Source organism: Marinobacter sp. DY40_1A1 (genome assembly GCF_016597815.1).
Classification (GTDB): domain Bacteria; phylum Pseudomonadota; class Gammaproteobacteria; order Pseudomonadales; family Oleiphilaceae; genus Marinobacter; species Marinobacter xiaoshiensis.
This window is the reverse complement of the sequence record NZ_VCHA01000007.1, coordinates 51198-63074: the sequence shown is the minus strand read 5'-3', so window position 1 is coordinate 63074 and position 11877 is coordinate 51198. Positions and strand designations below refer to the sequence as shown.

At 54.2% G+C, this 11877-nt stretch carries 7 protein-coding genes; all 7 read left to right on the top strand.

The annotated features are described in order from the left end of the window. Positions 1-5: 5 nt before the first annotated feature. The 7 genes from aroK to FFI61_RS16340 all read left to right on the top strand — a co-directional run bounded on the left by aroK (position 6) and on the right by FFI61_RS16340 (position 11779). Positions 6-572, top strand: coding sequence for a shikimate kinase AroK (gene aroK / locus FFI61_RS16370; protein ID WP_200204844.1), 567 nt, complete (start codon positions 6-8; stop codon positions 570-572). Beyond that, positions 565-1662: a 3-dehydroquinate synthase gene (gene aroB / locus FFI61_RS16365; protein WP_200371765.1), complete on the top strand. Its 1098-nt coding sequence runs from the start codon at positions 565-567 to the stop codon at positions 1660-1662. The genes aroK and aroB overlap by 8 nt, the downstream gene beginning before the upstream one ends. 35 nt (positions 1663-1697) lie before the next feature. Continuing rightward, positions 1698-3122, top strand: coding sequence for an SPOR domain-containing protein (locus FFI61_RS16360; protein ID WP_200371764.1), 1425 nt, complete (start codon positions 1698-1700; stop codon positions 3120-3122). A 210-nt stretch (positions 3123-3332) separates the two neighbouring features. Further along, positions 3333-7781 (top strand): glutamate synthase large subunit, encoded by a 4449-nt coding sequence (gene gltB / locus FFI61_RS16355; RefSeq protein ID WP_200371763.1) that lies wholly within the window; start codon positions 3333-3335, stop codon positions 7779-7781. A gap of 90 nt (positions 7782-7871) precedes the next feature. Continuing rightward, entirely contained in the window at positions 7872-9290 is a 1419-nt protein-coding gene (locus FFI61_RS16350; RefSeq protein WP_200204839.1) for an FAD-dependent oxidoreductase, read from the top strand. Between the two features lie 128 nt (positions 9291-9418). Beyond that, positions 9419-10483: a uroporphyrinogen decarboxylase gene (hemE, locus tag FFI61_RS16345; RefSeq protein ID WP_200204838.1), complete on the top strand. Its 1065-nt coding sequence runs from the start codon at positions 9419-9421 to the stop codon at positions 10481-10483. Positions 10484-10498: 15 nt separating this feature from the next. Next, a complete protein-coding gene (locus FFI61_RS16340) occupies positions 10499-11779 on the top strand; it encodes an MFS transporter (protein ID WP_200371762.1) in 1281 nt (426 codons plus the stop codon). Positions 11780-11877 lie beyond the last annotated feature (98 nt).

The window sequence follows — 11877 nt, the reverse complement described above, 5'->3', positions numbered from 1 at the left end:
AAGTTATGTCTTTGCCCAAACGCATAGTCCTGATTGGCCCCATGGGCGCAGGTAAAAGTACGATTGGCCGTATGCTTGCCCGGGAGATGGGGTACAGGTTTCTTGATACTGACCGGATCATAGAAGAGCGTTGTGGAGCAAATATTCCCTGGATATTCGATGTAGAAGGGGAAGAGGGTTTTCGGCAGCGTGAAACGGCGATGCTGGAAGAGCTTGCGGCTGAGCCTGAGACGGTACTTGCTACCGGTGGTGGGGCTGTAATGCGCCCTGAAAATCACGCTCTCCTGAAAAAACATTCAGTGGTTGTCTACCTGAGAACATCCATAGAGCAGCAGGTAGAGCGCACACGCAAAGACCGGAATCGGCCTTTGCTGCAGAATGATGATCCCGAAGGTGTTTTGCGGACTTTGTTTGCGGTTCGGGACCCCTTATATACCGAGCTGGCAGACATTATTATGCACACGGACCGTAAGAGTCCCCGTCTTGTAGTGCGGCAGCTTGTTAATCGCATAAACCCAAAAACACCGCGACAACAAAGGCAGGTGCGAAAGGAGGGTCGCAATCATGTATAAGCTGCTTCACGAACTTCAGGTTGAGTTGGGTGAGCGTAGTTATCCGATAATGATCGGTAAAGGCATGCTGGGTGAGTTTGATCTTTCAGGCTACGTTGGCGGATCCCAGGTAATGATCGTAACCAACGATGTGGTTGCCCCCATGTATCTGGAGAAAGCCAAAGCCAGTTTTCCCGGAAAGACAATAGATGCTTTAGTACTCCCTGATGGTGAAAAGCATAAAGACTGGCAAACGCTGAATTTGATATTTGATGCCCTTCTGGAAAATCAGCACACCCGTAAAACTACGTTGGTGGCACTCGGTGGTGGTGTAATCGGCGATATGACAGGATTCGCAGCTGCCTGCTATCAGAGAGGTGTTCCATTCATACAAATTCCCACTACGCTGCTGTCCCAGGTGGATTCATCCGTGGGTGGAAAAACCGGAATTAACCATCCGCTCGGGAAGAACATGGTTGGTGCATTTCATCAGCCGGAAGTGGTGCTGATTGATACAGATTCGCTGCAAACCTTACCGCCGAGGGAGGTGTCTGCTGGCCTTGCAGAGGTCATTAAATATGGGCTTATTCGCGATACTGCTTTTCTTGATTGGCTGGAGCAGGCAATGGGCCAGCTGGTCGCTTTTGACAGCGAGGCTCTGGGAGAAGCTATATTTCGCTCATGCGCGTGCAAGGCAGATGTGGTCGGTCAGGATGAACGGGAAAGTGGAATTCGAGCTACGCTGAATCTTGGTCACACATTTGGCCATGCGATTGAGACCTTCGCCGGCTATGGCAACTGGCTTCATGGAGAGGCTGTAGGCACTGGCATGATAATGGCTGCCGACTTGTCTTTACGTGAGGGATCGATAAGCCGGGCTGATTATGACCGGGTTGTGCGCATCGTTCTCAAAGCAGGGCTTCCTTCGCAGCCGCCCGAACAAATGACGCCTGCGGACTTTATGAGCCTTATGGCGGTCGACAAAAAGAATGTTGATGGCAAGTTGAGGTTGGTGTTGCTTAAGGCTGTCGGAGAGGCGGAAGTCACATCCGAAGCCTCTCCAGAAAATCTTAAGGCAACACTAAACGCCTTTTGTTATCAGGATAACTGAGCGGGGCGCGTAACATTGAACGGTAGGGGTCTTTTGTGACTGACGACAGCTTCAACAGCCTGGATGGAGGAGGCTTGTTCCCCCGTTTGCAGCAGCGGTATGGCCTGAGAGGTAATCCGCTGGAGATGGACACGCCGTTCTTTCCGGATGGTATGCGTCACCACGCCTTGGAGGCATTGCGCCATCTATGTGGGTTTGGCGACATGGCTCTCTTACTCACCGGCGGCCCCGGGTCTGGAAAAAGCCGGTTGCTGGCAGAGTTGGTTCGCAGTGAATCGTCACGATTGAGTTTTCATCGCATTTCTTCTGCAGCCATGGTCAGTGCTAATGCGCTTGCAAAAGATCTCCGGCAGATTGCCCGTTCTGGTGTTGGAGCGGATGATAACCCGCGAGAGGCCGTGTATCGTTTTTTTCGATGGTCTGAAACCAGAGTCGGTAAAGGGCAGCGTATGGTGCTGCTTATTGATGATGCTGACCGGGCTCCTCCAGAGCTTCTCAGGCTAATCCTCGATGGGTTTTTGGCGGCAGATCGAGCCAAGGCGGCAGTCCCGGTTTTCGTTGGGGAAGACCGCCTGGTTACGCTCCTTGGCCTCGATGACTCGTCCACCTCTGTGCATCAGGTCCATTTGAGACCACTAACCCGGGAAGAAGTGTTCTCCTATCTTGAGCCCCGCGTCCATAACGCGGGAGGTAAGGTGAGTGAACTTTTGAGTCCTGCTCGCCTTGCGCGGATACACGATCTCAGCCAGGGGAGTTTCTCTCGGTTGAAAAGGGTTACGCCAGGTATTTGGCTGGATATCGTGTCTGATGCCTCCAGGCAAAGAAAGACCAGGCGTATCGATTTCAAACAGTTCCGCTTGCCTGCGTTGGCCCTATTGATTCTGGGAGCTTCCTGGTGGTTCGTGTCCCAGCAGTATGATGAAACGGTAGCTCTGGATAGTGAAACGCTTCCAGAGCCTGATCGCGTTCGCAGAAGCATTACCATTGGCCCAGAAACTCCAGAAAATGTGGTTCCAGTGGAAGATATTCCGGTGTTGACAGAAACTCTGGCCCTGGCGGAACCTATTCCTGAGCCTGAGCCTGAGCCTGAGCCTGAGCCTGAGCCTGAGCCTGAGCCTGAGCCTGAGCCTGAGCCTGAGCCTGAGCCTGAGCCTGAGCCTGACTTCGTTCCAAAAAATGCCAGTAAATATGTAGGCGTTGAGCAAATACGCAGCCGGAGTAAGGGTTGGACCATCCAGTTGGTGGCTGGAAATCTGGAGCAAACGGCACTGAATGTTATTGCTCGCAACCCCTCTCTCCCTGAGCTGGTTTATACCAAGGGAGCGCGTAAGGGCGAGCCTTGGTTCATGGTTCTTTATGGGAGCTACGCAACCAAGGAAGAGGCTCAGAAGGCTGCGTCCACATTGCCCCGTGCACTGATATCGGGCACGCCTTGGGTGCGAACAATCGAAGCCTTATGACCTGCCGATAGCACAGGGCAACTTCCTGTTTCTTAAGAGAAAAGTTTAACTGCTCTGTTTCCTTTCAGAAAATATAAAATAAAATGTGTTTGTGTACGTATTTTTACGTGCGTATAATCGCTGCCCCATTTTTTTAGCGTCGGCGGATTTTGTGCACTTTTTTGGTGCAAAGTCGCCGATAAAGATGCATAAATATGCAAGAGGGCGCTTATGAAATCAGGTCTGTATCACCCCGACGAGTTCAAAGATAACTGCGGGTTTGGACTAATCGCCCACATGAAAGGCGAGGTCAGTCACAAACTGCTGCAAACAGCCATAGAATCGCTCACCTGCATGACACACAGAGGTGGTATTGCGGCCGATGGCAAAACCGGTGACGGTTGCGGCCTCCTGATACAAAGTCCTCAAGCTTTTCTGAAGAAAGCGGCCAAAAAAGCATTCGGCCAAGAGCCCAAAGGCTTATTCGCCGTAGGCCAGGTGTTTCTGAGTCAGGATGCCGATAAAGCTGCAAAAGGCCGATTAGTTCTGGAAAAGTGTCTGGCCGACCAAGGCCTTGAAGTTATGGGCTGGCGGGAAGTGCCAGTAGATGACGGCTGTCTTGGGCCAATGGCTTTGGATTGCATGCCCCGTATAGAGCAGGTTTTCGTAACGCCTGCAGGCAAGTCAGAGCAGGAATTTGCCATTAGCCTGTTTGTTGGGCGCCGCCATGCCGAGCGGGATATGGCGGATGATTCCGAGTTCTATATCTGCAGTCTCTCCCATCGCACCCTTGCCTATAAAGGGCTGATGATGCCGGCGGATCTGGCGAACTTCTATAAGGATCTGGGTGATCCCGAATTCGCTACAGCCATATGCGTGTTTCACCAGCGCTTCTCCACCAATACCATGCCACTCTGGCCCTTGGCTCAGCCGTTTCGTTTTCTGGCCCACAATGGTGAAATTAACACCATCGACGGCAACCGGAATTGGGCTATTGCTCGTGCCGCCAAGTTCAGCTCGCCAAACCTGCCGGATCTGAAAACACTGCAGCCTCTTGTGAACCTTGCCGGTTCTGATTCCTCAAGCATGGACAATATGCTGGAGATTCTGCTGGCAGGCGGCGTGGACCTGTTCCGGGCTGCGCGCATGATGATTCCACCGGCCTGGCAGAACGTCGATACCATGGATTCGGAATTGCGGGCCTTTTACGAATACAACTCCATGCACATGGAACCTTGGGATGGCCCTGCCGGACTGGTTATGTCGGATGGCCGTTACGCTGTGTGCATGCTGGACAGAAATGGTTTGAGGCCGGCGCGCTGGGTAGTTACCAAGGATGATTTCATTACCCTGGCGTCAGAGATTGGTACCTACGGTTACCAGCCAAAGGACGTGGTCGCCAAAGGCCGGGTAGGCCCCGGGCAGATGTTGGCAATTGATACGGAAACCGGAGAAGTGTTGCACACCCGGGATATCGATCAGCGGCTCAAAACGGCTCAGCCCTACAGGCGTTGGCTGCGTGAAAATGCACTGCGAGTAGAGGCAACACTGAACCAGGAGACACCGGAATTCCGGTTGATGGATGCCGATGATCTTCTGGTGCACCAGAAAATGTTTATGGTGTCTTATGAGGAGCGCGACCAGATCCTTCGCCCACTTGCGGAAAATGGCCAGGAAGCCGTCGGGTCCATGGGAGACGACACGCCCATGGCGGTATTGTCCAGCAAGGTTCGGCACGTGGCAGATTATTTTCGCCAGAAGTTTGCACAGGTAACCAACCCGCCGATTGATCCCCTCCGCGAAGCCATTGTGATGTCGCTGGAAACCTGTCTGGGTGCCGAGCGTAATGTCTTTGAGGAGACCGCAGAGCATGCAGACAGAATTATCCTGACGACACCGGTTTTGTCTCCAGCCAAGTTTCTTCGCATCGCCAACAATGAGCGCCCGGGGTTCGCCGTGGCGCGGATTTCCTTGAACTACCTGCCGGAGCAGGGGCTTGAGCAGGCAATTCGCCGCATTTGTGATGAGGCTGAGCAAGCTGTTCGCAGCGGCAAGGTGCTACTTATTCTTTCAGACAAGGATTTGAGGCAGGGCGAGCTGCCGGTGAGTTCATTGATGGCGACAGGCGCGGTTCACCACCACCTGTCCGGAAAGAGTCTGCGTTGTGATTCCAATATCATCGTGGAAACTGGCTGGGCGCGGGACCCCCATCATTTTGCTGTGCTGTTGGGCTTTGGAGCTACAGCGGTTTATCCCTACCTCGCATATCAGGTACTGAATGATTTGATCCGCACCGGCGAGTTGTTGATGGATCCTATCGAGGCGAAGAACAACTATCGCAAAGGGATCAACAAGGGCCTGCTGAAGATCTTGTCCAAAATGGGCATTTCCACCATTGCCTCTTATCGGGGCGCCCAGCTTTTTGAGGCTATTGGTCTGGCTGATGACGTTGCAGATCTGTGCTTCAAAGGCGTTCCGTGCCGCATTCAGGGAGCAGGCTTTTTCGATTTGCAGCAAGACCAGGAGCAGTTGGCCGCGACAGCTTGGAAGCCGCGCAAGCCCATCACCCCGGGCGGTTTGGTGAAATACATCCATGGGCAGGAGTATCATGCCTTTAACCCGGATGTGGTGACCAAGTTGCAGGAAGCGGTAACCAGTGGCAGCTACGGGCATTACAAAGAATACGCGGCGCTGGTCAATGAGCGCCCGGTCGCGACGATCAGGGATTTGTTCGGGTTTCGTGAAGGTATAGAAGCCATCGAGCTTTCAGCTGTTGAGCCAGTGGAGCAAATCTTTCCCCGGTTCGACTCGGCTGCCATGTCCCTTGGCGCCTTGTCGCCAGAAGCTCATGAAGCTTTAGCCGTGGCTATGAACACGCTTGGCGGCCGTTCCAATTCCGGTGAGGGCGGTGAAGACCCGGTTCGCCACGGCACCATAAAGCGCTCTAAGATCAAGCAGGTGGCCTCCGGCCGCTTTGGTGTAACCGCAGAGTATCTGCGCAGCGCCGATGTTATGCAGATCAAGGTTGCTCAGGGAGCCAAGCCAGGCGAGGGTGGACAGCTACCCGGTGGCAAGGTCAACCAGTTGATCGCACGACTGCGCTACTCTGTGCCCGGCGTTACCTTGATATCGCCACCGCCGCATCACGATATCTACTCCATTGAAGATCTGGCGCAGCTGATCTTTGACCTCAAACAGGTTAATCCACAAGCTCTGGTCTCTGTAAAACTCGTCTCAGAACCGGGTGTTGGCACCATTGCAGCAGGTGTAGCCAAGGCCTACGCCGACCTGATTACCGTATCCGGCTATGACGGAGGCACGGCGGCCAGCCCTCTGGCATCGATTCGCTATGCCGGCTCACCGTGGGAGCTGGGGTTGACCGAAACCCAGCAAGCGCTGCGCGCCAACGACTTGCGTGGAAAGATTCGGCTGCAAACAGATGGCGGCATCAAAACCGGCCTGGATGTGGTAAAGGCCGCTATTCTTGGTGCCGAGAGCTTTGGCTTTGGTACCACCCCCATGGTGGCTTTGGGCTGTAAGTACCTGCGCATCTGCCACCTGAATAACTGTGCTACCGGTGTTGCCACCCAGAACGAGCACCTGCGGGAAGAGCACTTCAAAGGCACCGTGGAAATGGCCATGAACTTCTTCCGCTTTGTCGCGGAAGAAACCCGTGAGTGGATGGCCAAGTTGGGCGTGCGTACGCTGGAAGAGCTTGTAGGCCGAACGGATCTTCTCGTTCGTTTGCCTGGCGATACCGAGCGCCAGAAACAGCTAGACCTCTCTAGGTTGCTGTCTAACGATCACATTCCTGCGGACAAGCCGCAAACCTGCCAGATCGAGCGCAATGTGCCATTCGACCAGGGCTTGCTGGCGGAAGAGATGCTGAAAGCCATTGCTCCGGCCATTGAAGGCAAAACCGGTGGTGCCTGGAATTATCGCGTCACTAACTGCGACCGCTCGATTGGTGCGCGAATTGCCGGTGAGATTGCGGCAAAGCACGGCAACCAGGGAATGGCAGACGCGCCAATAACCTTGGGTCTTGTGGGCACTGCGGGCCAGAGCTTTGGTGTCTGGAACGTTGGCGGGCTTAATCTGATTCTTGAGGGCGATGCTAACGACTATGTGGGCAAAGGCATGACTGGCGGCAAACTGGTCATCAAGCCACCCCGCGGCAGTGTTTTCGAGTCCCAGAAGACCGCAATCATCGGTAACACCTGCCTCTACGGAGCCACCGGCGGCAAACTGTTTGCGGCTGGCACCGCCGGTGAGCGATTCGCAGTGCGCAACTCTGGCGCCCATGCAGTTGTTGAGGGCGCCGGCGATCATTGCTGTGAGTATATGACCGGTGGACTGGTTACCGTGTTGGGTTCTACAGGCCCCAACTTTGGTGCCGGTATGACGGGCGGCTTCGCCTATGTGCTGGATATGGACAACACGTTTGTAGACAAATACAACCACGAGTTGGTGGAAATACAGCGTATTTCCCGTGAAGAAATGGAAGCTTATCGCAACCATCTGCGCAGCGTGATTCGTGAGCACATATCGGAAACCGGCAGTGTTTGGGCCGAGCATATTCTTGAAGATTTCGACGACTACATCGGCCGCTTCTGGCTGGTGAAACCCAAGGCTGCAAGTTTGCGCAGCTTGTTGGCAAGTACCCGTGCGCGCCCTGAATAAGCGCTGTGTTTTTAATCTGGTTACTTGCGAGGGTTCAGGGTTGCCGAGTGGTGCAGCCCCTGTCGAAATTGAGTTGATGAGAGCGCCAACATGAAAGAAAGACTTAGTAACGATTTTCAGTTTGTAGAAGTAGGGCGGGCAGATCCGAAAAAAGTCCCTGCGAAGAAACGCAAAAAGGAGTTTGGTGAAATCTACCACCCGTTCACTGCAGATAGCGCAGCATCCCAGTCCCACCGGTGTCTGGAATGCGGCAATCCCTATTGTGAGTGGAAGTGCCCGGTTCACAACTACATTCCCAATTGGCTGAAGCTGGTTGCGGAAGGCAACATCATGAAGGCGGTTGAGTTGTGTCATCAAACTAACTCACTACCCGAGGTCTGCGGCCGTGTTTGCCCGCAAGACCGCCTGTGCGAAGGTGCTTGCACCCTCAACGACGGCTTCGGTGCCGTGACCATTGGTTCGGTTGAAAAATACATCACCGACACGGCGTTTGCTTTGGGCTGGAAGCCGGATATGTCTGCGGTCAAGTGGACGGATAAAAAGGTGGCGGTAATTGGCGCTGGCCCGGCAGGCCTTGGCTGTGCCGATGTGCTGGTTCGCCACGGTGTGAAGCCAGTGGTGTTCGATATCTACCCGGAAATCGGCGGTCTGCTCACATTTGGCATTCCCGAATTCAAACTGGAAAAGTCCGTTATGGCCCGCCGGCGCCAGGTTTTTGAAGAAATGGGTGTAGAGTTCCGCTTGTCCACCGAGGTGGGTAAGGATGTGCAGATGCAGGAACTCCTTGATGACTACGATGCCGTGTTTATGGGTATGGGTACCTATAACTACATGAAGGGCGGATTCCCGGGGGAAGACCTTCCGGGTGTTTACGATGCTTTGCCTTTCCTTGTCTCCAATGTGAATCGTCGTCTAGGTTTCGAAAGAGATGCTGCTGACTTCATTGATATGAAAGGCAAGAGGGTGGTGGTACTCGGTGGTGGTGATACCGCGATGGACTGCAACAGAACCTCCATCCGCCAACAGGCGGAGAGTGTGGCCTGTGCTTATCGTCGCGACCAGGCAAATATGCCGGGCTCACGCCGAGAGGTGTCCAACGCCAAAGAAGAGGGGGTAAAATTCCTGTTCAATCGCCAGCCCATTGCCATTGTTGGTGAGGGTCAGGTTGAAGGTGTAAAAGTAGTATCGACGCAGCTCGGTGAACCGGATGAAAACGGCCGTCGCCGCCCGGAAGTGATTCCCGGTAGCGAAGAAGTCATTCCAGCCGATGCCGTGCTCGTGGCTTTCGGCTTCCGGCCCAGCCCGGCCGACTGGTTTGCTGACCATGCAATTAACATCGACGAATCGGGCCGGGTCACCGCCCCGGAAAAGGCAGAGTTTGGTTTCCAGACCAGCAATCCCAAGATATTCGCTGGTGGCGACATGGTTCGGGGTTCTGATCTGGTGGTTACGGCAATCTGGGAAGGTCGCCAGGCAGCCGAGGGCATCATGGATTATCTTGATATTTGATTAAGGCTGTATCATGACTCGACAGGCCGGCTGACTAAGGGTAAGCCGGCCTTTTTTATTATGATAAACGGGGTATCATTGCATCCGTTCTACAAAGACCATCTGAAAGAGACAACGTTGGGATCCCTATGACCGAGTTGAAGAATGACCGCTTTCTGCGCGCCTTGATGCGCCAGCCTGTTGATCGTACCCCGGTATGGATGATGCGCCAGGCCGGACGCTATCTACCCGAGTATCGTGCTACCCGGGAGAAAGCTGGCGATTTCCTCAGCTTGTGCAAGAACACGCCGCTGGCATGTGAAGTAACACTTCAGCCCCTTGAGCGTTTTCCGTTGGACGCCGCGATTCTGTTTTCGGATATTCTCACCATTCCGGATGCTCTCGGCCTGGGGTTGTATTTTGAAACGGGTGAAGGCCCCAAGTTCAAGCACCCCATACGCTCCAAAGCAGACTTGGATGCCCTGCCAGCTATCAAGGCAGAAACCGACCTCGACTACGTAATGAATGCAGTCTCCACCATCCGTGGCGCGCTCAATGGCCGCGTTCCTTTGATTGGATTCTCCGGAAGCCCCTGGACACTGGCAACCTACATGGTTGAAGGCGGATCCTCCAAAGACTTCCGCGAAGCCAAAAAACTGATGTACAGCGAGCCTGAGGTTATGCACCGCCTGCTGGACATGCTTGCCGATATCGTAATTGATTACCTCAATGGCCAGATTAAGGCAGGCGCCCAGGCTGTTCAGATATTTGATACCTGGGGCGGACTCTTGAGCACTTGGGCCTATAAAGAGTTCTCGCTGAATTACATGCAGAAGATCGTGGATAACCTGATCCGTGAACACGATGGTCGCCGCGTTCCAGTGATTCTGTTCACCAAAAATGGTGGTCAGTGGCTGGAGTCCATCGCAGATACAGGAGCCGATGCTGTTGGGCTGGACTGGACCACGGATATCGGCGACGCCCGTGCCCGTATAGGCGACCGTGTTGCTCTGCAGGGTAACATGGACCCGACTATGCTGTACGCTTCACCGGCACGGATCCGCGAGGAAGTGGGTGACATCCTGCGTCGTTATGGTTCAGGCCCCGGGCACGTCTTCAACCTTGGGCACGGTATCACTCCTGAAGTGAAGCCCGAGAACGCCAAAGCCTTCATTGAAGCCGTTGTTGAATTGAGCCCGGAATACCACAGCTAAAAAAGAGCTGAGCCAATGGGTGACTACCGGACAATGGTGCGAAGCGTAAGCGAGATTCTTGTCTCGGTACGTCCCCTGTTGGGCGGTACGGCCGCCCTGATTGCCGGCAACAGCCTGCTTGGTGTTGTTCTGCCGTTCCGGATGGAAGCGGCAGGCTACCCGATAGCCCTGATCGGGGCGATCATGGCGGCCTACTATTTTGGCCTCGGGCTTGGGGGGTTGCGCGGGAAACGGATAATTCTTCGCATCGGTCACATTCGCGCATTTGCAGCCTTTGCTGCATTAACAGCCGCAGTCACTCTGGCTTACACTGCCTTTACCCACCCCACAGCATGGGTCGTTCTCCGTATTATCAACGGCTTCTGTATAGCCGGTCTAACGGCCACAATCGAAAGCTGGCTGAATACCAAAAGCAGCAACGAAACCCGAGGGCGAGTTCTCGGCTTTTATATGCTCGCTTATTACCTGGCCATCGCTGCCGGCCAAACAATGGTTAACCTCGCAGATCCCGCAGCGCCTGATCTCTTCATGCTGGCGGCAGCTCTCATCGTTTTGTCGCTAATACCCGTTGCCACGACGAGTTTGGGTGAGCCAAATCTCAGCGAAAGCCGCGCACTCAACCTGAAAACTCTCTACGCAGCATCACCGGTTGGCATGGTCGGCGCGGCGGTGTCAGGGGTGTTGATCGGCTCCTTTTACGCCTTGGGCATAGTCTTCGCACGCAGGATCGGTTTGAGCGTGGCTGAATCCGCCATGTTCATGAGCGTGGTCGTGCTTGGCGGCCTGGTGTTCCAGTTACCCATAGGCATGCTGGCCGACAGGCTAGACCGGCGATTAGTCATGTCCATTGCTCTAATCCTGGTTGGTGGTGCCTGGGCAGTATTGCTGAGCCTGCTTGCTTCAGGAGTACCCTTTGCAAAGCTGCTGATTCTGGCTCTGTTTTTTGGTGGTGTAATGAGCAGCATCTATCCGCTCAGCGTTGCAGAAACCTTCGACCGGCTCGAACGCAGATACTACGTTGCTGCATCCGGGCGCCTGCTGATGATCCACTCTATAGGCGCAACGCTCGGACCACTACTCGCAGCTGGACTTATGGCAGCCTCCGGCCCCTTCAGCTTCTTCGTATTTGAATCGGCAGTGGCTCTGATGTACGCCATGTATGTATTGATCCGCATCTACAAGAGACCAGCGGCCCCCATGGAACAAAAGGAAAAATTCGTTCCCCTTCCCGATGCCGCTCCCATGGCAACAGACCTCGACCCACGATGCCAAGAGGAAAGCGGGAAGGATTGTTAATCCATTCCCCCGCCTTGGCGGTTTCAGTAAATAGAGCCTGTCTGGATGCCTGACACCGATCGGGCTATAGTCATCTCAGATGATATAGCCAATAAAGG

Excerpts from the sequence above, each read along its gene's own strand:
- aroK (WP_200204844.1), top strand. The coding sequence starts at position 6 with ATGTCTTTGCCCAAACGCATAGTCCTGATTGGCCCCATGGGCGCAGGT.
- gltB (WP_200371763.1), top strand. The coding sequence starts at position 3,333 with ATGAAATCAGGTCTGTATCACCCCGACGAGTTCAAAGATAACTGCGGG.
- FFI61_RS16340 (WP_200371762.1), top strand. The coding sequence starts at position 10,499 with ATGGGTGACTACCGGACAATGGTGCGAAGCGTAAGCGAGATTCTTGTC.
- aroB (WP_200371765.1), top strand. The coding sequence starts at position 565 with ATGTATAAGCTGCTTCACGAACTTCAGGTTGAGTTGGGTGAGCGTAGT.
- FFI61_RS16350 (WP_200204839.1), top strand. The coding sequence starts at position 7,872 with ATGAAAGAAAGACTTAGTAACGATTTTCAGTTTGTAGAAGTAGGGCGG.
- hemE (WP_200204838.1), top strand. The coding sequence starts at position 9,419 with ATGACCGAGTTGAAGAATGACCGCTTTCTGCGCGCCTTGATGCGCCAG.